This window comes from Actinocatenispora thailandica (assembly GCF_016865425.1).
Lineage (GTDB): Bacteria > Actinomycetota > Actinomycetes > Mycobacteriales > Micromonosporaceae > Actinocatenispora > Actinocatenispora thailandica.
Genome location: NZ_AP023355.1, coordinates 4,648,097 through 4,668,691, shown reverse-complemented (window position 1 = coordinate 4,668,691; position 20,595 = coordinate 4,648,097). Strand labels below are relative to the sequence as shown.

The 20,595-nt window shown below is 73.2% G+C and carries 21 protein-coding genes; 11 read left to right on the top strand and 10 right to left on the bottom strand.

The window, feature by feature from the left end:
* The first annotated feature begins 86 nt into the window (after positions 1–86).
* The 5 genes from qcrC (at position 87) to Athai_RS20735 (ending at position 4,589) form a co-directional block, all read left to right on the top strand.
* Positions 87–881, top strand: a complete 795-nt coding sequence (qcrC, locus tag Athai_RS20755; RefSeq protein WP_203963044.1) for a cytochrome bc1 complex diheme cytochrome c subunit — start codon at positions 87–89, stop codon at positions 879–881.
* Complete coding sequence (gene qcrA / locus Athai_RS20750; RefSeq protein ID WP_203963043.1) at positions 878–1,939, top strand: cytochrome bc1 complex Rieske iron-sulfur subunit; 1,062 nt, start codon at positions 878–880, stop codon at positions 1,937–1,939. Before qcrC ends, qcrA begins: the two co-directional genes overlap by 4 nt.
* On the top strand, positions 1,936–3,540 hold the full coding sequence (gene qcrB / locus Athai_RS20745) for a cytochrome bc1 complex cytochrome b subunit (RefSeq protein WP_203963042.1): 1,605 nt from the start codon (positions 1,936–1,938) through the stop codon (positions 3,538–3,540). The genes qcrA and qcrB overlap by 4 nt, the downstream gene beginning before the upstream one ends.
* A 109-nt stretch (positions 3,541–3,649) precedes the next feature.
* Positions 3,650–4,078: an HIT family protein gene (locus Athai_RS20740; RefSeq protein ID WP_203963041.1), complete on the top strand. Its 429-nt coding sequence runs from the start codon at positions 3,650–3,652 to the stop codon at positions 4,076–4,078.
* 163 nt (positions 4,079–4,241) lie between these two features.
* A complete protein-coding gene (locus tag Athai_RS20735; protein ID WP_239157059.1) occupies positions 4,242–4,589 on the top strand; it encodes a DUF4333 domain-containing protein in 348 nt (115 codons plus the stop codon).
* 39 nt (positions 4,590–4,628) lie between these two features.
* Here the strand turns inward: Athai_RS20735 and Athai_RS20730 are convergent, their stop codons facing one another.
* From Athai_RS20730 to Athai_RS20705, 6 genes are all read right to left on the bottom strand, one after another.
* A complete protein-coding gene (locus tag Athai_RS20730) occupies positions 4,629–5,450 on the bottom strand; it encodes an alpha/beta hydrolase family protein (protein WP_203963040.1) in 822 nt (273 codons plus the stop codon).
* 10 nt (positions 5,451–5,460) lie between these two features.
* Positions 5,461–6,048 carry an O-methyltransferase gene (locus tag Athai_RS20725; RefSeq protein WP_203963039.1) on the bottom strand — a complete coding sequence of 196 codons (588 nt, stop codon included), beginning with the start codon at positions 6,046–6,048 and terminating at the stop codon, positions 5,461–5,463.
* 4 nt (positions 6,049–6,052) lie between these two features.
* On the bottom strand, positions 6,053–6,340 hold the full coding sequence (locus tag Athai_RS20720; RefSeq protein ID WP_203963038.1) for an Lrp/AsnC family transcriptional regulator: 288 nt from the start codon (positions 6,338–6,340) through the stop codon (positions 6,053–6,055).
* A gap of 103 nt (positions 6,341–6,443) precedes the next feature.
* Positions 6,444–7,286 (bottom strand): nucleotidyltransferase family protein, encoded by an 843-nt coding sequence (locus tag Athai_RS20715; RefSeq protein WP_203963037.1) that lies wholly within the window; start codon positions 7,284–7,286, stop codon positions 6,444–6,446.
* Positions 7,276–7,860: an NUDIX hydrolase gene (locus Athai_RS20710; protein WP_203963036.1), complete on the bottom strand. Its 585-nt coding sequence runs from the start codon at positions 7,858–7,860 to the stop codon at positions 7,276–7,278. The genes Athai_RS20715 and Athai_RS20710 overlap by 11 nt, the downstream gene beginning before the upstream one ends.
* A gap of 132 nt (positions 7,861–7,992) precedes the next feature.
* Positions 7,993–8,868: a sigma-70 family RNA polymerase sigma factor gene (locus tag Athai_RS20705; protein ID WP_203965983.1), complete on the bottom strand. Its 876-nt coding sequence runs from the start codon at positions 8,866–8,868 to the stop codon at positions 7,993–7,995.
* Between the two features lie 73 nt (positions 8,869–8,941).
* Here Athai_RS20705 and Athai_RS20700 point away from each other — a divergent pair, with 73 nt between their 5' ends.
* Positions 8,942–9,664, top strand: a complete 723-nt coding sequence (locus Athai_RS20700; protein WP_203963035.1) for an FMN-dependent NADH-azoreductase — start codon at positions 8,942–8,944, stop codon at positions 9,662–9,664.
* 22 nt (positions 9,665–9,686) lie between these two features.
* Here the strand turns inward: Athai_RS20700 and Athai_RS20695 are convergent, their stop codons facing one another.
* Positions 9,687–10,328 carry a TetR/AcrR family transcriptional regulator gene (locus Athai_RS20695; RefSeq protein WP_203963034.1) on the bottom strand — a complete coding sequence of 214 codons (642 nt, stop codon included), beginning with the start codon at positions 10,326–10,328 and terminating at the stop codon, positions 9,687–9,689.
* A gap of 165 nt (positions 10,329–10,493) precedes the next feature.
* Between Athai_RS20695 and Athai_RS20690 the strand changes: the two genes are divergently transcribed.
* Together Athai_RS20690 and Athai_RS20685 are read left to right on the top strand one after the other, a co-directional pair.
* The gene (locus Athai_RS20690) at positions 10,494–11,729 is read left to right on the top strand and encodes a cytochrome P450 (protein WP_203963033.1); all 1,236 of its coding nucleotides are present in this window, start codon (positions 10,494–10,496) and stop codon (positions 11,727–11,729) included.
* Positions 11,720–11,914: a ferredoxin gene (locus Athai_RS20685; RefSeq protein ID WP_203963032.1), complete on the top strand. Its 195-nt coding sequence runs from the start codon at positions 11,720–11,722 to the stop codon at positions 11,912–11,914. Before Athai_RS20690 ends, Athai_RS20685 begins: the two co-directional genes overlap by 10 nt.
* A gap of 31 nt (positions 11,915–11,945) precedes the next feature.
* Here Athai_RS20685 and Athai_RS20680 read toward each other — a convergent pair whose 3' ends face one another.
* Together Athai_RS20680 and Athai_RS20675 are read right to left on the bottom strand one after the other, a co-directional pair.
* Complete coding sequence (locus Athai_RS20680; protein WP_239157058.1) at positions 11,946–13,754, bottom strand: RelA/SpoT family protein; 1,809 nt, start codon at positions 13,752–13,754, stop codon at positions 11,946–11,948.
* A 163-nt stretch (positions 13,755–13,917) separates the two neighbouring features.
* Positions 13,918–15,765, bottom strand: a complete 1,848-nt coding sequence (locus tag Athai_RS20675; protein ID WP_275422518.1) for a DEDD exonuclease domain-containing protein — start codon at positions 15,763–15,765, stop codon at positions 13,918–13,920.
* 358 nt (positions 15,766–16,123) lie between these two features.
* Here Athai_RS20675 and Athai_RS20670 point away from each other — a divergent pair, with 358 nt between their 5' ends.
* Complete coding sequence (locus Athai_RS20670) at positions 16,124–17,500, top strand: NYN domain-containing protein (RefSeq protein WP_203963031.1); 1,377 nt, start codon at positions 16,124–16,126, stop codon at positions 17,498–17,500.
* A 457-nt stretch (positions 17,501–17,957) separates the two neighbouring features.
* Positions 17,958–18,110, top strand: a complete 153-nt coding sequence (locus Athai_RS34310; protein WP_239157056.1) for a hypothetical protein — start codon at positions 17,958–17,960, stop codon at positions 18,108–18,110.
* Between the two features lie 262 nt (positions 18,111–18,372).
* On the opposite strand, the gene Athai_RS20660 is transcribed toward Athai_RS34310, so the two are convergent.
* Positions 18,373–19,239 (bottom strand): LLM class flavin-dependent oxidoreductase, encoded by an 867-nt coding sequence (locus tag Athai_RS20660; protein WP_203963029.1) that lies wholly within the window; start codon positions 19,237–19,239, stop codon positions 18,373–18,375.
* A gap of 106 nt (positions 19,240–19,345) precedes the next feature.
* Between Athai_RS20660 and Athai_RS20655 the strand changes: the two genes are divergently transcribed.
* The gene (locus Athai_RS20655) at positions 19,346–20,584 is read left to right on the top strand and encodes a M48 family metalloprotease (protein ID WP_203963028.1); all 1,239 of its coding nucleotides are present in this window, start codon (positions 19,346–19,348) and stop codon (positions 20,582–20,584) included.
* Positions 20,585–20,595: the final 11 nt, after the last annotated feature.

Below are 20,595 nucleotides of genomic sequence, written 5' to 3'. Positions count from 1 at the left end.
CCGACCAACCCGCAAGGTGAGGCCATGACAGTGCTACGCGGCGGTGCGTTCCGCTTCGTTGCGACGCCGATTCCGGAGGCCACCTCATGACGGCTGCTCCCGTCGATCGTCGACCACGGCGCAGCCTGCGCCAGAAGCTGGGCACCGGTGCCCGGCTGGTCGCGGCGCTGGTCCTGGCCGGTGGTGTCTACACGGCGTTCGCGCCTTCCAGCCACGCGGAGGACACCAAGCAGTTGTCCGTCGCGGCCCAGAAGGGCCAGCAGCTGTACAACACGAGTTGCATCAGCTGTCACGGCAAGAACGCGGAAGGTGTGCAGGACCGCGGGCCGAGCCTGGTGGGTGTCGGTTCGGCGGCGGTCGAGTTCCAGGTGACCACCGGCCGGATGCCGATGAGCCGGCAGGAGGCGCAGGCCACCCGCAAGACGCCGCACTTCGACGACACGCAGGCGAAGCAGATCGGCGCCTACATCCAGTCGATCGGTGGCGGCCCGCAGATCCCGGACGGCGACCTGCGCAAGGGTGACATCGCCGCGGGTGGCGAGCTGTACCGGGTGAACTGCTCGTCCTGTCACGGTTTCTCGGCCGGTGGCGGCGCGTTGTCCTCCGGCAAGTACGCCCCGAGCCTGCATCCGGCGACGGACCGGCAGATCTACGCCGCGATGCTGACCGGCCCGCAGAACATGCCGGTGTTCGGGGACAACGAGCTGACCCCGCAGGAAAAGATGGACATCATCTCCTACGTCCAGAACATGAAGCGGGACCAGAGTCCGGGTGGCTGGGACATCGGCGCGATCGGTCCGACCACCGAGGGCCTGGCGATCTTCCTGATCGGCATCACCGCGCTGCTGTTCGCCACGCTGTGGATTGCGGGGAAGTCGTGAGCGATACCGAAACCGAGAACGGCGCGGCCGCGCCGGAGTTCGATCCGGACGACCCGAGGAACACCCGGTTCGACCTGGTGCGCGAGGGCGCGCGCCGGGACGGCGTGGAGATCGTGCACTACGAGCCTCGGTTCACTCGGCCGGGCAGCAAGGAAGAGAAGCGCGTCGTCCGGTTCGTGGCGCTGTGCTTCGCCATCGTCGGGCTCGCCGCGCTGGCGTTCATCGTCGCGTACGTGGCCTGGCCCTGGCACTACAAGGCCGGCTCGAACCTGAACAAGTTCTACACCCCGGTGCTGGGCACCACGCTCGGGCTGGCGCTGCTGTTCATCGGCATCGCGATCATCACCTGGGCGAAGAAGCTGCTGCCCGAGGAGGTCTCGGTGGAGCGCCGGCACGACGGCGCGTCGCCGGACATCGAGCGCAAGCTGACCGCCGCGACCGCGCTGAGCATGGTCGACGAGCTGGGCATCCAGCGCCGCCCGTTGCTCAAGGGTGCGGTCGCGCTGGGCCTCGCCCCGGTGGGCATCGCCGCGATCATGCCGCTGGGCGCGCTGATCAAGAACCACAAGTCCGATCTGCTGACCACAGCCTGGAAGAAGGGTGTGCGGCTGATGCACGACGACGGGACGCTGGTGCGGCCCGAAGACGTGTCGGCCGGCGGGCAGATCACCGTGTTCCCGGCGATCCCGGAAGGCAACACCAACAAGTACGCCGACTCGCCGACGCTGCTGATCCACCTGCGCGAGGCAGACGCCAAGCGGGCGCTGTCCAACGCGCTGCCGATCAACAAGGGCGCGCAGTGGAACAACTACCTGGCGTACTCGAAGATCTGCACCCACGCCGGCTGTCCGGCCAGCCTGTACGAGCAGCAGACCAACCGGCTGCTCTGCCCGTGCCACCAGTCGCAGTTCGACATCACCAACAACGCTCGGCCGATCTTCGGTCCGGCCACCCGGCGGCTGCCTCAGCTGCCGATCACGGTGGACAGCGATGGATACTTCGTCGCAACATCGGACTACAAGGTTCCGATCGGTCCGGGCTTCTGGGAGCGGCCATGAAGCGTCCGAAGTTTGACCCCAAGCAGGCGCCGGGTGCCGTCGCAGACTGGGCGGACCAGCGGTTGGCCGGTGCGAGCCCGCTGCGCAAGCTGTTCAACAAGGTCTTCCCGGACCACTGGTCGTTCATGCTGGGCGAGATCGCGCTCTACTCGTTCATCATCCTGCTGCTGACCGGGACGTTCCTGGCGTTCTTCTTCACGCCGTCGTCGGCCGAGGTCGTCTACCACGGCTCGTACGTGCCGCTGCGCGGCATCAGCATGTCGCAGGCGTACGCGTCGGCGCTGAACATCTCGTTCGACGTGCGCGGCGGTCTGGTCCTGCGGCAGATCCACCACTGGGCGGCGCTGCTGTTCATGGCCGCGATCGTGGTGCACATGCTCCGGATCTTCTTCACCGGCGCGTTCCGGCGCCCGCGTGAGATGAACTGGATGGTCGGTTTCCTGCTGTTCTGGCTCGGCTTCCTGGAGGGCTTCGCCGGCTACTCGCTGCCGGACGACGCGCTGTCCGGCACCGGCCTGCGCATCGCCGACGCGATCATGCTGTCGATCCCGGTCATCGGCACCTGGGTCTCCTTCGCGATCTTCGGCGGGGAGTTCCCGGGCGGCGACCGGATCTTCAGCCTGCTCTACATCGGGCACGTGTTCCTGATACCGGGGATCATTCTGTCCCTGATCGCGCTGCACCTGGCGCTGCTGGTCAAGCAGAAGCACACCCAGTGGCCGGGCCCGGGCCGCACCGAGCACAACGTGGTCGGGCACCGCATGTTCCCGGGCTTCGCGGCCAAGGGCGGCGGCTTCTTCATGATCGTGTTCGGGGTGCTCGCGCTGTTCGGCGGGCTGATCCAGATCAACCCGATCTGGCTGTTCGGTCCGTACAAGGCGGCCGTGGTGTCGTCGGCGTCGCAGCCCGACTGGTACGTGATGTTCCTGGACGGCTCGACCCGATTGATGCCGCCGTGGGAGATCCGCATCCACCTGTTCAACCACGGGTACACGGTGCCGCCGATCTTCTGGCCGACCGTCGTGCTGCCCGGCGTGCTGGTCACGCTCGGCCTGCTGTATCCGTTCCTGGAACAGCGGTTCATGCGCGACAGAGCACACCACAACCTGCTGCAGCGACCGCGTGACGTGCCCACCCGGACCGGCCTCGGTGCGATGGCGGTGACCTTCTTCATCGTGCTCACCCTGTCCGGCGGCAACGACGTGATCGCCGACAAGTTCGACATCAGCCTGAACGCGATGACCTGGGCCGGCCGGATCGGGATCCTGATCCTGCCGCCGCTGGCCTACTACCTGGCCCATCGCATCGCGCTGGGGTTGCAGCAGCACGACCGCGAGGTGCTGGCGCACGGCGTCGAGACGGGCATCATCAAGCGGTTGCCCAACGGCGCGTTCGTCGAGGTGCACCAGCCGCTGGCGGCGCCCGACGAGCACGGCCACACCGAGCTGCCGTACCGCGGCTGGGTGGTGCCGAAGAAGATGAACCGGATCGGTGCCATCGGCCCCGCCGTCAAGGGGTTCTTCGTACCGGTGGAGAAGCCGGAGGAGCCGGGCGAGGTCGAGGCGGAGAAGCGCGAGGAACTGACCTCCGGGCGCCGCTGAGCACGGCTCGATCACGGCCGGGGCATCCCGTTGGGGTGCCCCGGCCGTGTCGTGTCGTTCGGCTCCCACTGCCCGCGCCGCGGTGGCGGGAGTGCGGCAGGATGTGGGCGTGGCTATCGCGATTCCGGAAACGGAGCGGTGCAGTTTCTGCGGGACGCTGGCGGGAGACTTCCCGTACACGATCCTGCACCGGGACGACGAGACGGCGATCATGGTCACCCGGGAGCAGCGCGGCGTCGGGCACCTGCTGGTGATCCCGATCGTGCACCGCGCCACCGTGCTCGATCTCGCGCCGGACGAGGCGGCCGCGGTGATGGCCGGGGTGCAGCGGGCGGCGCGGGCGCTGTCCGCCGCGTACGACCCGGACGGGATCTGCGTCTGGCAGAACAACGGGGTGCCGGCCCGGCAGATGGTGCCGCACGTGCACTTCCACGTCGCCGGCACGCTGCCCGGCGGCGGTACCGAGTGGGGTGAGGTGCCGAGGCTGTCGGTGCCGGAGACCGACACGATCGCCGAACAGCTCCGCCCATACCTGTAGCGAGCGCCGGCCGGCTCCGCCCGTACCTGTAGCGATCGGCGGCCGACTCCGCCCATACCTGTAGCGGTCGCCGGCCGGCTCGCGCCGGGACGGACCGTCGCGCCGGGCGGCTGGGTTCGCCGAACCCGGCCCGTCAGCACGGGCAGCTCAATACGATGACGAGGTGGCCGCCGCCGATCCCCCGCTGCGAGGGACGATGATCAAGACCAACCGCCTGGGTACCGCGGCGGTCGCCGCCATTGGCGCCCTGCTGCTGGCCGGCTGCGGTGGCACCTCGTCGGTGTCCCGGTCGGAGGTCGAGAAGCAGGTCAGCCAGCAGCTGACCGCCCAGGTCGGCCGCAAGCCGGACAAGATCTCCTGCCCCGGCAGCCTGAAGGCGAAGGTCGGCACCACGATGCGCTGCACGCTGACCGACAGCGGCAAGAGCTACGGCGTGACGGTGAAGGTCACCTCGGTCGACGGCAGCAACGTCAAGTTCCACATCCAGGTCGACAACAAGCCCAAGAACTGAGCCCGAGCGGCACCGGTCGCGCGCCGCGCCGCCAGCGCCTCAGAGGGTCCGCTCGAAGGCGAGGAGGCGGTCGGCGAGCGGGGTGGCGGCGCGGGTCCAGCGGAAGTGGTTCATCGGCGCGCCGGACTCCGCGGCGGTGTAGTGGTGCCGCTCGACGGTGGTACCGGCGAACTTCGCGACGAAGTGGTCGAGCGTCACCGGCGGGGTGAGCCGGTCGCCCTCGACGCTGGCCGCGTACACCGGGACCTTGACGTCGGCCAGCCGGGCGTCCACGTCGACCCCGGCCAGCGGCGGGAAGTCGCCGGTGCGCACCACGTACGCCCAGTCACGCATCACGCCGGTCGACTGCCGGCCGCCGAACCCGAGCCGGTGGCCCGGCCAGTAGCCGAGGCCGGCGGACAGCCCGGTGATCACCGGGGTCACCGCCCGCAGCCCCACCCCGTACCGGCCGGGGTAGAACCGGTTCCACGGGGTGCCGGAGGCGACCAGCGCCAGCCCGGCGCCGCTGCCGCCGAGCGCCAGGTGCAGCGCCGCGGCGTGGCCGCCGAGGCTGTGCCCGATCAGCAGCGGTGCCTCGGCCCGCAGCGCGGACAGCACCGCGGCCACGTCGTCGACCAGCTCGGAGTACCCGTACCGGCTGGCGCGGGTGGGCTGCGGGGTACTGGCGCCGGTGCCCCGCAGGTCGGCGACCACGACATCGAGACCGCCGTCGGTGAGCCGGGCCGCGAACGCGTCGTAGTAGGCCGCCGGCACGCCCATCGCCGGCAGCAGCACCGCGGTCCGCCCGCCGCCGGCCGGATGCACCCGCAGCGCCAACCGCTCGTCGCCACGCGGCAGGTACCGGGTCTCGACGGGGCTCATACCCGGAATGTTACCGGCGGGTAGCGACAATGGCCACGACCCCCGGCCCGGTACCGACCTCGGTGGCCAGGAACCGCTCGTCGGTCAGCCAGGACACCCGCAGCCGATCGACCTCGCCGCCGAACGTCGGCGGCCACCCGGACGACGCGGTGAAGTCGTCCAGCACCACCACCCCGCCCGGTGCGACCAGCCCGGTCACCGCGTCCGGACCGCCCTGCTTGCCGCCGCCGTCGCAGAACAGCAGCCGGTACGGGCCGTGCCCGGCCGCGGCCCGCCAGTCGTCGACCAGCACCGTCACCGCCGGGTCGCCGGCGAACAGCGCCCCGGTCGCCGCCGCCGCGGCCGGATCCCGGTCCACGGTCACCAGCCGCGCGCCCGGCGCGAGGCCGGTACGCAGCCAGGCGGTACCCACGCCGTACCCGCTGCCCAGCTCGCCGACCGGCCCGGCCCCGGCCGTCCCGGCCAGGGTGGCGAGCAGTCGGCCCACCTCGTCCCGGCAGGAGCGGCCGAATCCGGCCGCCGCGGCATCCCGCTTCGCCCGCATCACCAGCGGTGGCAGCGGGCGGTTCACCGGTGCGCGGCCGGTGCGCTGCGGCATCGGTTCAGTCCGCGTCGTCGAAGCCGATCGCGAAGGTCTCCTCCAGGTCGTGCTGCGAGTAGGCCCGGAAGGCGATGTGCGTCTCGGTGTCGACCACGCCGGTGGTCTTGCTGATCCGGTCCGCGATCACGTCGGCGATCTGGTCGAATTCGCGGACCCGGACCACCGCGATCAGGTCGACGTTGCCCGCCGTCGAATAGACCTCGCTGACGCCGGGCAGCGCCGCCAGGGCGCCCGCCACCTCGGGGATCGAGTCGGTCTCGCACTGGATGAGGACGATCGCGGTGATCACCGTCTGCTCCTTGCTGTCGACCTGCGCCGCGGCGTTCGGCCACGCCGCCGGCCGTTCATGCTATCGACCCGGCCGGCCCCGATCGCCGGCAACCGCCGTGCGGTCAGCGGATGGCGTGCACGGTGAGCGGCCGACCGGTGGGGGTGACGGCGCGGATCGTGTCGGTGAGGGTCTCGCCCGCGGTGACCGTCGCGCCCGGCCAGACCACGCTGCGGACCAGCCGGCCGGCCACCTCGGCGCCGGCGCCGACCACGCTGGTGCCGCCGCTGGCGTGCAGGTTCGCGGCGAGGTAGTCCCGGGGCGTACCGCAGTCGACGAACACGCCGGCGAAGTCGACCAGGTCCAGCTCACCGGCCGCTTCGGCGCGCCGCCACGGCACCTGCAGCTCGCTGGTACCGGCCGGCAGCGCGCACACCTGCCGCCAGCTCATCAGGCTCATCCCGGCGAACCGTTCGGTGCGTACCGGGGTGCCGAAGTCGCCGCGCGCCTCGTCGTGCACGGTGAGCAGCCGGAACCGCCTCCGATCCCAACCGGACAGCAGCGACCGGGCGGCGGCGGCACCGTCGGCGAGGTAGCCGTCGGCGTTGCACACCAGCACGTCCCGGCCGTCGATCCAGTCCCGCAGCCGGGCCACCCCGCCGCCGGTGCCCAGCGCGGGCGGTGCCTCGACCGACACCCGTACCGGCCGGTCGGCCAGGTGTTCGACGATGTCGTCGGCGCGGTAGCAGGCGTTGACGGCCACCTCGGTGATGCCGGCCGCGGCCAGTCGCTGCAACGCCCGGTCCAGCAGCGACACGTTCGCCACCGGGCACAGCGGCTTGGGCACCAGCTCGGTCAGCGGCCGCAACCGTCGTCCCTCACCGGCGGCCAGCACCACCGCACACAGCTCCCCGGGCGCGCCCGGTGCTCGATGGTCCGGCCCGGCGCGGGTGGGATCAGCGGTCAAGGCTGAACACCGCGGTGTCCGGGTCGTCGGCGTTGGCGAGCGGCCCCAGCCCGTACCGGGCGACCAGCCGCGCGGTGGGCAGGGTGAGCCGAGGCAGGTCGGTGACCGGATGCCAGGCCAGCTCGTCCACCTCGATGCCGTCCGCCTGGGCCGGATGGTCGGCCGGGTCGACGTGCGCCACGAACACCGTGTCGACCCACTGGCCGCGCGGGTGCACCACCGCGTTCGGCACGGCCGGCACGAACGCGTCCAGCGGCAGCCGCACCCCGGTCTCCTCGCGCAGCTCGCGGGCGGCGCACTGCAGCGGCGACTCGCCGCGGTCGATCAGCCCGCCGGGCAGCGACCAGCCGAACCCGGGCGGCTGGCGCAGCAGCAGGATCCGGGCGGTGTCCGGGATGCGCGGCGCCGGGGTGTCGCCGACGCTGTGCACGTCCAGCAGCAGCGTCACCCCACCCAGCGTGTAGGTCGGAGCCACGGTACGCACGATGCGCCGGCGCACCTTCATCGGCAGCCGGTGAAAGACCCGGAATCCGACGTAGTACGCCTGCTCTCGCAGCCCGCGCCGAGACGTCATGCCCTCAGGCTATCGGCAGCCCCACGGGTGATCATCGCGTGCCCGGACCCGAACCCCGCTCGTACCGATCCGGACACGCTCGGCGAAACGCGCCGGCGGTACCGACGCCGGCATGCCGGTCGAGCGTTGCGGTCAGTCGAGCACCGCGAGGTCCAGGCGGGCCAGCCGGTCCGGATCGGCGATCACCTCGTACCCGGTGATCAGGTCGCCGTCCACGTCGAACGCCAGCGCGAACCGCAGCCGCCCGCCCGGCGCGACGATCGCACCGATCCGCCCATCCAGCAGGACCAGCTCGGCCTGCCGGGAGCGCCCGGCGAGCGCCACGGTGCCGCGGGCGACCTGCTGCGCGCCGCGGACCACCGCGGCGGCACCGGGTGCCAGGGCGGCCGGGTCGGCCCGGCGCACCACGTCGGGTGCCAGTACGGCGAGGATGCCGGCCAGGTCGCCGGCGCGCGCGGCGGCGAGGAACGCGGCCACCACCCGGCGCTGCCGGGCCAGTTCGTCCGCCGGTACCGCCGGAGTGCCCTGGACCTTCTGCCGGGCCCGGCTGGCCAGCTTCTTGGCGGCCACCGGGCTGCGCGACACGATCGGCGCGATCTGGTCGAACGGCACCGCGAACATGTCGTGCAGCACGAACGCGACCCGCTCGGCCGGCGTCAGCGTGTCCAGCACCACCAGCAGCGCCCGGCTGACCGAGTCGGCCAGTACCGCGGTGTCCGCCGGCCCGGCACCCGTGCCGGGCACCTCGTCGAGTTGCTGCATCCCGGTCGGGTCCTCGCGGCGGGTCCGGCGGGTCCGCAGCACGTCCAGGCAGATCCGGGTGACCACAGTGCGCAGCCAGCCGCCCAGGTTGGCCACCTCGCCCGCGTCCACCCGGCCCAGCCGCAGCCACGCCTCCTGCACGGCGTCCTCGGCCGCTTCCGGCGAGCCCAGCATCCGGTACGCCACCGCACGCAGCTGCCCCCGTTCCGCCTCGAACCGGGCCGCCAGCTCCTCGTCCACCTGCACGGTCACCTCTTCCCGTCGTGCCCCGTCAACCGGAATGACGTACCCGACACCAGCACGGTGACAGGAGAACACGATGTCGTTGCTGCATCTCGATTCCAGCGCCAACCGGTCCGGCGAGTCGATCAGCCGGGAGTTGACCGCCCGGTACGCGGAGCGCTGGCGTGCCGCGCACCCCACGGCGGCGTACCGCTACCGCGATCTCGCCGCGGACCCGGTGCCGCCGGTCGGCACCGGGTACTGCACGCTCGGCCGCCGGGTGGAGCGGCACGGCGGGATACCACTGGACCGGGTCGCCGCACTGGCCGCCAACGCCGACGAGGGGCGCGAGTGGGAGCTGTCCCGGCCGCTGATCGACGAGCTGTTGGCCGCGCGCACGGTGCTGATCGGCGCACCGATGTACAACCTGTCGGTACCGGTCGCGCTGAAGGCGTGGATCGACCGGGTCACCTTCCCCGGTGCGTACGTCGATCCGGACACCGGTGCGCCGCTGCTGCGCGACACCAGGGTGGTGGTGCTCGGCGCCCGTGGCGGCGCGTACGGGCCCGGCACGCCACAGGAAGGCAACGACTTCCACACGCCGTACCTGCGGGCCTACTTCGTCCGGCAGGGCGTCGCACCGGAGCACCTGCGGTTCGTCAACGCCGAGCTGGCCCTCGCCGACCTCTCCCCGGCGCTGGCCCGGTTCCGCCCGCAGGCCGCCCGCTCGTTGGCCGACGCCCGCACCGCCACCGACCGGGCGGTCACCGGCGGCGGCGTCGGGACGGACGGTACGGCCGTGGTGTCTCGGTCCCGGTGACCTCGGGCTGGCGCCGGTGCCGCTACCCGGCGGCGAACGGGAACACGTCGGCGAGGCCGAGCGGGCGGCCGGGCAGCGCCTCGCCGCCGCCGGTACCGAGAGCGTCGAGGACCAGGCCGAGACAGCGCTCGGTGAGCAGGTCGCGGTGGTCCTCGTCGAAGCCGGGCAGCGGGCGGATCGTCATGATCACCATGCCCAGCACGTCGCCGGCGCCGACGTCGGTGCGCAGGCTGCCCTGGCGCTGCGCCGCGCCGACCAGCTCGTCCAGCAGGTCGAGGATCTCCCGGCGGGCCGCGGCGGCGGCCGGATCGCGGTGGAAGCTCTCCGGCGCCTCGTCCGCGGAGACCGACAGCCGCATGGACAGGCGCAGGTCCAGCGAGAGCCGGACCACCCGCCGCAACGCCTGCCAGGGGTCGGTCTCCTCGGCGGCCGCGGCGCGGGCGGCGACCAGGATGCGTTGCAGGTTGTCCAGCCCGACGGCGCGGATCAGCGACGCCCGGTCCGGGAACCGGCGGTACAGGGTGCCGATGCCGCAGCCGGCGCGGCGGGCGATCTCCTCCATCGGTACGTCCGGGCCGATCTCGGCGAACAGGGTGCGGGCGGCGGCGATGAGCTGGTCCCTGTTCCGCCGCGCGTCGGCACGCATCCGGATGCCGTCGGTCATTGCCGTCCTCCCACTCGCCGGTGCCCGGATTCTTGCACGGCGGGCCCGTCACCAGGTGACTCGCGCCGGTTCGTCATAATTCGGCGGATTATCTGGACGAAATCCCTCCGGTTGTCTACGGTCAACCGGAGGGAAACCATCCGGATCGACAGGTGGGAGACGACCGTGGTCACGACACCGGAGACGCCCGTACCCGCTTCCCCGACCTACCCGATCGAGCGGCGCTGCCCGTTCGAACCACCAGCGGACCTGGCCCGGTTACGCGACACCGGGCCGGTCCCCGCCCGGCTACCCAGCGGCCAGGACGCCTGGCTGGTCGCCCGGCACGCGGACGTACGGGCCGTGCTCGGCGACGGACGCCGGTTCAGCTCCGACCGCGGTCACCCCGCCTTCCCGCGACCGTTCGCCGAGGCCCCGACCCAGCCGATCCGGCCGCTCTCGATGATCGGCATGGACGGCGCCGAGCACACCGCGGCACGCCGGCTGGTCGTCGGCGAGTTCACCGTGCGGCGGGCCGAGGCGATGCGGCCGCGTATCCAGCAGATCGTGGACGAACGCATCGACGCCATGCTCGCCGCCGGCGGCCCGGTCGACCTGGTCGAGATGCTGTCGCTGCCGGTGCCCTCGCTGGTGATCTGCGAGCTGCTCGGCGTCCCCTACGCCGACCACGACTTCTTCCAGCGGCGCAGCGGCATGCTGCTGCGCCGCGACGTCGGCGGCGCCGCCCGCAGCACCGCGATGGACGAGCTGATGTCCTACCTGGACGGCATGATCGCGGCCTGGGAGCAGGACCCCGGCGACGACCTGATCGGCCGCCAGATCGTGCGCCGCCGCGAGGCCGGCCGCTACGAACGGGACGAGCTCGTCTCGCTCGCGGCGCTCCTGCTGATCGCCGGGCACGAAACCACCGCCAACATGATCTCCCTCGGCATCCTCGCGCTCCTCGAACATCCGGACGAGGCGGTCGCGCTGCGCGCCGACCCGTCCCGCACCCCGCTCGCCGTGGAGGAGATGCTGCGGTACTTCACCATCGTCGACTCGGTGACCTCGCGGGTGACGACCGAGGCCGTCGAGATCGGCGAGCGGCGGATCGGCCCGGGGGAGGGGGTCGTCGCGCTCGGGCTGTCCGCCAACCACGATCCGGCCTCGTTCGAACACCCCGACGAGCTGGACCTCGACCGCGGCGCCCGGCACCACGTCGCGTTCGGGTTCGGCCCGCACCAGTGCCTCGGCCAGAACCTGGCCCGGGTCGAGCTGGCCGTCGTGTTCGACACCGTCCTGCGGCGCATCCCCGGCCTGCGGCTGGCCGGCGCCGTCGACGAACTGCCGTACAAGGACGATGCCAGCATCTACGGCATCTACCGGATGCCCGTCGAGTGGGCGGAGCCGGGATGCGAGTGACCGCGGACCGAAACTGCTGCATCGGCGCCGGTCAGTGCGTGCTGACCGATCCGGTGGTGTTCGACCAGGACGCCGACGGCGTCGTACTGGTGCGGGTCGAGCGGCCCACCGGCGAGGCGGCCGACCGGGTAGGCGAGGCGGTCGGGCTCTGCCCGTCCGGCGCCCTGCGCATCGAGCACGACTGAGCGCCCCGGCCGGTTGACCGGCCGGCGGTCGTCAGGGGGTGGTGCTCGGCCGGTCGACCGAGTCGATCAGCTGGTGCACCACCTCGTCGGCGGACAGCTTGCCCGACGAGACCGCGACGAACAGCGCGTCGAGGTCCGGATAGCCGAGGTCGTGCGCGGTGGACAGCAGCGGATCCTCCACCGCGAGCGACCGCTGCTGCCGGCGCAGCGCGCGGGCCACCGCGACCCGACCCGCGTCGATCCGGTCGTTGAGCGTGTCGTCGGCCTGCTCGACGTCGCCGCGGTGGAACCACTTGCCGATCGCCAGCCGGGCGTTGGCGCTGCGGGCGAAGCCCAGCCACTCCTTCGACGGGCCCGGGTAGTCGTCCGCGCGGGCGGTGATGATCTCCACCGCGTCGCCGTCCTCCAGCACGGTGGACAGCCGGGCCAGCCGCCCGTTCACGTACGCGCCGATGAGCCGGTCGCCGGTCTGCGGATCCATCGAGTACGCCAGGTCGACCGGAGTCGCGCCGGCCGGCAACAGGACCCTGTCGCCGGCCGTGGTGAACACCTGTACCTGATCCTCGGAGAGGTCACAGCGCAGGGCGTCGAGGAACTCGGTGGAGGCGAGCGCGTCGCGCTCCCAACCGAGCAGCGACTGCAGCCAGTCGAGCCGCTCCGGCCCGTCGATCGGTGCGGTGCCGTTGCGCAGCCGCACCACGATGCCGTACTCGGCGGTGTCGTTCATCTGCTCGGTGCGGATCATGATCTCGATCGGCTGCCGCTCCGGACCCATCACCGTGGTGTGCAGCGACTGGTAGTAGTTGAACTTCGGCGAGGCGATGAAGTCCTTGAACCGGCCCGGCACCGGTCGCCAGAGGGCGTGCACGGTGCCCAGCGCCGCGTAGCAGTCGGTGTCCGGACCGTCGACGATGATCACGATGCGCGGCGGGTCGTTCGGCTCGCGCAGCGGCCCCTGCGTCATCTCGTGGTAGATCGAGGAGTGGTGCCGGGGGCGCCGAACCACCTCGGCGTCGATGCGGTCGGCGCGCAGCGCGCCCGAGACGGTGCGGATCACGTCGACCAGGTAGCCGCCGTCGTCGGTGCGCTCGGCCAGGTACTTGTCGATCTCCAGGAACATGTCCGGGTCGATGGTGCGCAGCACGATGTCTTCCAGCTCGGCCTTGAGCACGTGGATGCCGAGCCGGTCGGCCATCGGCACCAGCACGTCCTGGGTGGCGTTCGCGATCCGGATCTGGGAACTGCGCGACTTGTGCTGGATGGTGCGCATGTTGTGCACCCGGTCGGCCAGCTTGATGATCAGCACCCGGACGTCCCGGCCGGCGCTGATCATCATCTTGCGGATCGTCTCCGCCTCGGCGATCTCGCCGAAGAACACCTTGTCCAGTTTGGTCACGCCGTCGACCAGCAGCGTCACCTCGTCGCCGAAGTCCGACCGCAGCTGCTCCAGCGTGTAGTCGGTGTCCTCGACGGTGTCGTGCAGCAGCGCCGCCGCCAGCGTCACCGGGTCCATGCCCAGCTCGGCGAGGATCTGGGTGACCGCGAGCGGATGGCTGATGTACGCCTCGCCGCTGCGCCGCACCTGACCGGAGTGCAGCTTGTCGGCCACCGCGAAGGCGCGGGTCACCAGCGCCACGTCCGGCCGCGGATAGGTGCCCCGGTGGGTCCGCACCAGGGCGTCGATCGGCGTCTCGGAGCCCTGCGAGCCGCCCCACGGCAGCATCGCCCGCAACCAGCGGTACAGCGGGGCGCTGGCCCGGCGCTCCCGGCTGGTGGGCGCGGCCTGATGCGGCGCGAAAGCGGGCAGCTCCGCGCGCGACGGATTGGCTCCCAGACTCAACGGCACCTCCTGCCCGGCCAGCGGCCTGACGGGTCCATTCACCGATCGTAATCGGCGAACCGGGAAAACCGATGAGCCAATTAGACCCGATCGATCGGTGGATACCAACGAACGGTCGCATCCCCGATGACGGCATTTCTCACACTGGACACCAAAGCGCAGGTCAGGCCGTCGCACGGGTCGGTCGATGCATCGTACGCGGTGCTCCCCGACCGGACAGCGGGTCCGCCGAAGAACGCGCAGAGTCCGCCTTATGTAACAGATCGTGAAATCGCTCGGCGCCGCTGGCCGGGCAGAACCAGCCCGCGCCGGACGACTCGACCAGCCGGGTCTCCGGCCGGTTGAGGAACGTGAGGATCTGCTCGGTCTCCTCGGCGGTCGCGCACGGCGTCGGGCCGATCCCGCCGCGCACCGTCTCCGCGGTCGCCAACAGCGCCGCGAGCACCGGGCGCGGCGCCGTGCCGCGCGGTGCCGACCCGGCTGCGGCCAGCCGGCCGTACCGCACCACGGCCAGCTCCCAGCCGCCGTCCTGGGCCCGGCGCGCCGCGACCAGCTCCGGGATCGAGGTGAGCGAGCGCAGCCGCTGCAACCGCACCGCGGCGCGCAGCAGCGCCACCAGCCGACCGCGGACCGTGGCGGCCTCCTCGTACCGCTGCTCGGCGGCGAGCTCGCCGATGCGCGCGAGCAGCCGGTCGACCAGCACCGCCGGGTCGCCGTGCACCAGCTCGCGGAACGCGTCGGCATGCCGCGCGTAGTCGGCCGGCGCGATCTGCAGCTCGCAGGGCGCCGCGCACCGGCCGATCTCGGCCAGCGCGCACGCGGGGCTCGCGGTACGCAGCGACAGCCGGCGGGTGCACTGCCGCAGCGGGACCGCGTCGTACACCCCCGCGGCGGCGGTCTCGGCGGTCCGGCGGGACGAGAACGGCCCCAGGTAGCAGCCGGCGTCGTCGGCCAGCTTGCGGACGACCGACAGCCGCGGGAACGGCTCGTCGGTCAGCTTCAACCAGTGCACCCGCTCGGGAAACTTCGACCGCTTGTTGTACGGCGGCTTGTGCGCGGCGATCAGCCGCAGCTCGCGCACCCCCGCCTCCAGCGCGTGCGCGCACTCCACCGCCTCCACCCGCTCGGCGGCGGTGAGCATCTCGGTCATCCGGGACCGGGTCTCCGCCGCGGTGAAGTAGCTGCGCACCCGGGTCGCGATGTCCCGCGAGGTGCCCACGTAGAGCGGGCGCCCGGAGCCGTCCCGGAACACGTACACCCCCGGTGCGTGCGGCAGGCCGTCGGCCAGGCCGCGCTTGCGACGCTGCACCGGGTGCACCGCCCGGCAGAACTCGACCAGCTCGTCCAGGGTGTGCACCCGGTGGCTGCCGACCCGCTCCAGCAGCCGGTGCAGCACGTCGACGGTGGCCCGGGCGTCGTCCAGGGCGCGGTGGCTGGGCTGCGTCGCGGTGTGGAAGTAGGCGGCGAGCGTGCCGAGCTTGCAGTTGGGCACCTCGTCGCGGGTCAGCGCCCGGCGGGCCAGGGTGACCGTGTCGACCACCGGGAACGCCGGCCACGGGTAGCCGAACTTCGCGCTCGCCGCCTTCAGGAACCCCACGTCGAACGGTGCGTTGTGCGCCACCAGCACCGCACCCCGGGCGAACTCCAGGAAGCTCGGCAGTACCTCGGTCAGCTCCGGTGCCGGCGCCACCATCGCCTCGGTGATGCCGGTCAGCGCCGCCACGAACGGCGGGATCGGCAGCCCGGGGTTGACCAGCGTGCCGAACTCGCCGAGCACCTCGCCGCCGCACACCTTCACCGCGCCGATCTCGGTGATCCCCGCGTCGGCCGGCGACCCGCCCGTGGTCTCCAGGTCCACCACCACGAACGTGGTGGCGGACAGCGGCTGGCCGATCTCCTCGATGCTCTGCTGCCGGAACGCCGGCTGCCGCGCAGAAGCGGACTGTCGTCGACCGGCGGGCTGCTGTCGGACGTCGGGTTCAGCACGTCGACGGGCGGGGGGCACAGGCACGTACCGCACGGTAGGCGCCCGGTACGACGAAACCGACGCCGCACCCGACGTGGCCGGCAAGGCGCAGCCGGGTACGCCGGGGATCGTCCTGCCCCGATGTGTCGGGTTTGGCCGGCCGGGGCGTTCGTCCGCCGCCCTCGCGGCGGGCCCGGCCCGCCGTGGCGGGTCCGCGCTGGCGTGCCGAGGCGCTCCAGCGATGTCAAACTGTCCCTATGAGCACCCCGGCATCCGCGGCCCGGCCGCGGCCCTCGACGTACCGGCAGCGGCACGTCGCGGGTCGTGATGCCCACGGCCCGGTGCCGGGCCGGGTGACCTCCCCGGCCCAGCGTCGGCGAGCGGATCGTGGTCGCCGCGCGAGGTGCCGCCGCCCGGACGTTCCGGCGAGGGAGGCACACCCGTGAGCGCCGACCCGGAGCGCATCGGCGCCGACGACCCGGCGCTGGTCCCGGTGCTGCCCGAAGCGGTGCGACAGCGGGTGGTGTCGCTCGCCGCCACCGTGCTGGGCGGGTTGCCGATCGACCAGGTGCCGTCCTCGCTGCGCCGGGTGGCCCGGTTCACCCCGGCCAAGCGCGCCAAGCTCGGGGGTACCGGCATCGCGGCCGCGCTGGTCGCCGACCCGACGTTCCGGCAGCGGGTCGCCGACAGGGTCGCCGAGGCCGGCGGCGAGCTGACCGTCGCGGTCACCGCCGGCACCCGGCCGGCCGCCGCCGACCCGGTCGAGGTCGGTGCGCTGGCCTACCTGCTGCGCCCGGACAACTGGGTCGACCTGGTCGTCGGCGCCGCCGACGAGGTGCGTAGCGAGACCGACCGGGTCGCCACCGAGCACCGGATCAAGGAGGCCGAGCAGCGCGCCGACCGGGCCGAGCAGGCCCGCGCCGCGGCGATCGCCGAGCACGGCCGGCTGCGCGGCGAGGCGGAGCAGGCCCGGACCGAGCTGGCCGACCTGCGCGCCGAGCTGCGCGCGGTGCAGAAGGAACTGCGCGAGACGCAGCACCGGGAGCGCCGGGCCAGCGAACAGGCCGCCACCGAGAAGGGCCGGCTGGCCCGCGCCGAGCGCGATCATCAGGCGGAGCTGCGCCGGCTGAACGCCCGGCTGGCGGACGCCGAGGCCGCCGCGGCGGCGACCCGCGCGGCCGGCCAGCAGGAGCACGCCTTCGACGACTCCCGGGTCTGGCTGCTGCTGGAGACGGTCCGCAACGCGGCCCGCGGTCTGGTCCGCGAGCTGGCCCTGGACCCGGTGGAGGTGGTGCCGGCCGACTTCGTCGCCGAGACCGCGGACACCCCCGACCGGCCCCGCGCCGGTGCCCGGGCGCTCGCCGCCGACGATCCGGCCCGGCTCGACCAGTTGCTCGCGATGCCGCGGGCGCACCTGGTGGTGGACGGGTACAACGTCACCAAGACCGGGTACGGCGAGCTGTCGTTGGAGCAGCAGCGCAACCGGCTGGCCGCCGGACTCGGGGTGCTCGCCGCGCAGACCGGCGCCGAGGTCACGTGCGTGTGGGACGGCGCCGATCCGGTGCACGGGGTCGCCCCGCCGCCGCGCGGGCTGCGGGTGCTGTTCAGTCGCAAGGGCGAGACCGCCGACGAGTTGATCCGCCGGCTGGTCCGGGCCGAACCGGACGGCCGGGTGGTCGCCGTCGTCTCCTCCGACAAGGAGGTCGCCGACGGCGTTCGCCGGCACGGTGCGTACCCGCTGTCCGCGCACACCCTGCTGCGCCGCCTGGCCCGCGGCTGACCGCCTTTCGGCGCCGGCTCTCCCGCGGGATGGGCCACCGGAGCCGGCACGCTCGCAGCCGACCAGCCGACCAGCCGACCAGCCGACCAGCCGACCAGCCGACCAGCCGACGAACCGACCAGTTGACCAGCCGACCGCGGTGTCCGCCGCGGGTACCGCTTCGCTCGCGGTGCCCGCCCGTACCGGGCCCGGCGGCGTGGCCCGCCCGTACCGGGCCCGGCGGCGTGGCCCGCCCGTACCGGGGCCGGCGGCGTGGCCCGCCGTGCGGGGCCGGCGGCGTGGCCCGCCCGCCGACCGGACGCGCCAGCGCGCGGTTCCGGGTCCGACGGAAACGTCGTACCCCCTGCGTAGCGTGCGAATGGCGTCGGGGGAGTGCCCGGCGCACAGGTTGGGAGGCTCGATGATCATCGACTGTGACCAGTGCACGGTGCGGGGGCGCGCGTGTGCGGACTGTGTGGTGAGCGTCCTGCTGGGACCGCCGCCCGAGCTGGAACTCGACGCCGACGAGCAGCGCGCGCTGGACGTGTTCGCTGACGCGGGCATGCTGCCGAGGCTGCGGCTGGTGCCGGCCGACTCCGCGCCCGGCGCCGGCTCCCGGCGCACCGCCTGACCCCGGACGCGGCGCCGCCCGACCACGGACCCGGCCGCCCGTAGCCGCGTGCGGCCGGGCGTGGTCCCGGCCGTGGTGATGCGCCGGCCGGGCGTGCCCGGTGTGGTGTGCCGACCGGGCGTGGTCCCGGCCGTGGTGGCGTGCCGGCCGGGCGAACCGCCCGTGGTGGCGTGCCGACCGATGCGGACCCGGCCGTGGTGACGTGCCGGCAGACGGGGTCCGGACCGCGGTGGGCGGCGGCGCCGCGCCGCGGCCGACGGCATCAGAGCGTCGGTGGGCCCTGCTCGATCCGGCGCAGCACGGGAGCGAGCCGGTCGAACCCGACCAGCGTCTGCACCTGCCGCTCGTCCCACCAGGTGGCGCCGGCCTCGGCGAGCGGCGCGATCAGGTCCCGGGCCGCCGCCGGGTCGCCGGGGCTCACCCCACCGAGCACGATCTCGAACGGGCCGTCCCGGTCCGACCGCTGCTCCCGCACGTAGCCCACGAGGTCGCGCACCGCGGCCACCGGCGGCACCTCGCCGTGCCGGGCCTCGGTGAACAGCGGGACCACCCCGTCCCACCGGGCTGCGCGGCGGATCGGCCGGCGGCGCGGCCAGTAGCCGCCGATCCACACCGGCGGTCGCGGGCGCTGCACCGGGGTCGGCAGCAACCTGACGTCGCGTACCTGGTAGTGCGGACCGTCGTGGTCGACGGTCTCGCCGGACCAGTAGCGGTCGAGCAGGTCGAGGCCCTCGTCCAACCGTTCGGCCAGGACGACCGGGTCGGTCGGTTCGCCGAAGCTGCCGAACTCGTCCTCGATCGGCCCGCCCAGGCCGGCGCCGAAAACGACCCGGCCGCCGCTGAGCGCATCGAGCGTGGCCACCTGCCGGGCCAGCTGCTCCGGGCGGCGCCGGGCGACCGGGGTGACCAGCGTGCCGAGCCGGATGCGGGAGGTGGCGAGCGCCGCGGCGGTCAGCAGCAGCCACGGGTCGCCGAACGGTTGACCGCGACGCCGGGCCTTGTCGTGCACCACGTGGTCCCAGACGAACAGCCCGTCCCAGCCGGCCTGCTCCGCCGCGGTGGCCACCAGTGCCACCGTGCGGGCATCGGCGAAGTCCCCGAAGTTCGGGATGTTGATCGAGAAGCGCATCCTCGCAGCCTGCGGTACGCGCCGCCGGCAGGCAAGCACGAGGTCGCTGCCGGCGCCGCGCGTGGCCGGGCCGCGCGCGGGCCGCCGACTCTGGAAGGCTACGGGGATGGCGAGTCTGGTCGGCGCCGCGGTCGCCGCGGCGGTACTGCTGGTCGTGGCCGGCGTCGTCGTCGCGGTCGCGGTGCCCTGGCGCATCCCGGTACCGCCGCGGGCCGCGCAGCTCGCCGCGCTGTCCCGGTTGCCGGCCGACGGGGTGGCACGCGGCCGGGCGCTGGCCGCCGAGCTGCGCCCGCTGCGGTACCTGAGCCTGCTGGTGGAGCTGGTCGTGGTGCTGGTGCTGGGGTTGACGCCGCTGGCCGCGACGGTGGCGGGCTCGATCCACGACCGGCTGTTCGCCGGCGTGCTCGGTGGGCTCGCGGTGGCGGCGGTCGTCGAGCTGGTCGGGTTGCCGTTCACGGTGCGCCGCCGGGTGGTGCTCCGCCGGTACGGGCTGGTCACCCAGGGTTGGGGCAGCTGGATGGTGGACCTCGCCCGCAACGCGGTGCTCGGGGTGGTGTTCGTCGGCGGGGTGCTGGCCGGGTTCTACGGTGCGACCGGCGCCTGGCCGCACGTCTGGTGGGCGCCGGCGGCCGCGATCGCCGCGGCCCTGACGGTGCTGCTGCCGATGGTGTGGGCGGTTCTGGTGGAGCCGCTGTCCAACCGGTTCACCCCGATGCCGGACTCGCCGCTGCGCACCGAGCTGCTGGCGCTCGCCGCCGCCGACGGGGTACGGATCCGGTCGGTGCTGGTCGCCGACGCGTCGCGGCGCGGCACCATGGTCAACGCGTACGTGACGGGTCTCGGCCCCACCCGCCGCATCGTCGTGTTCGACACCCTGTTGTCGGCGGCGCCGGACGCGGAGACCCGGCTGGTCCTGGCGCACGAACTCGGACACGCCCGGCACCACGACGTACTGCTGGGGACCGCGCTCGGCGCGCTCGGCGCGGCGGCCGGCTGCTGCCTGCTGTTCGTCTTCGGCGCCTGGGCCGCGCCGTTCGCCGCGGCCGGCGCCACCGGTCTGACCGACCCGCGCGCGGTGGGGCTGCTGTTCGCGCTGCTCACGGTGGTGCAGCTGGCGCTCCGGCCGGTCGGCAATCTGGTGTCGCGCCGGGTCGAGGCGCGCGCCGACCGGCACGCGCTGCGCAGCACCGGCGATCCGGTGACGTTCGCGGCGATGCAGGGCCGCCTGGCGCTGCGCAACCTCGCCGACGTCGATCCCGGCCGGGTGGCGCAGGCGCTGTTCGGCAGCCATCCGAGTACGGTGCAGCGGCTCGCGGCGGCGGACGAGTTCGCCGCCGCGGAGTAACGTTCCGGTCT

Coding starts and splice junctions, on each gene's coding strand:
- qcrC (WP_203963044.1), top strand. CDS start 87: ATGACGGCTGCTCCCGTCGATCGTCGACCACGGCGCAGCCTGCGCCAG.
- qcrB (WP_203963042.1), top strand. CDS start 1,936: ATGAAGCGTCCGAAGTTTGACCCCAAGCAGGCGCCGGGTGCCGTCGCA.
- Athai_RS20730 (WP_203963040.1), bottom strand. CDS start 5,450: ATGAGCCCCGTCGAGACCCGGTACCTGCCGCGTGGCGACGAGCGGTTG.
- Athai_RS20725 (WP_203963039.1), bottom strand. CDS start 6,048: ATGCCGCAGCGCACCGGCCGCGCACCGGTGAACCGCCCGCTGCCACCG.
- Athai_RS20710 (WP_203963036.1), bottom strand. CDS start 7,860: ATGACGTCTCGGCGCGGGCTGCGAGAGCAGGCGTACTACGTCGGATTC.
- Athai_RS20700 (WP_203963035.1), top strand. CDS start 8,942: ATGTCGTTGCTGCATCTCGATTCCAGCGCCAACCGGTCCGGCGAGTCG.
- Athai_RS20695 (WP_203963034.1), bottom strand. CDS start 10,328: ATGACCGACGGCATCCGGATGCGTGCCGACGCGCGGCGGAACAGGGAC.
- Athai_RS20685 (WP_203963032.1), top strand. CDS start 11,720: ATGCGAGTGACCGCGGACCGAAACTGCTGCATCGGCGCCGGTCAGTGC.
- Athai_RS20660 (WP_203963029.1), bottom strand. CDS start 19,239: ATGCGCTTCTCGATCAACATCCCGAACTTCGGGGACTTCGCCGATGCC.
- Athai_RS20655 (WP_203963028.1), top strand. CDS start 19,346: ATGGCGAGTCTGGTCGGCGCCGCGGTCGCCGCGGCGGTACTGCTGGTC.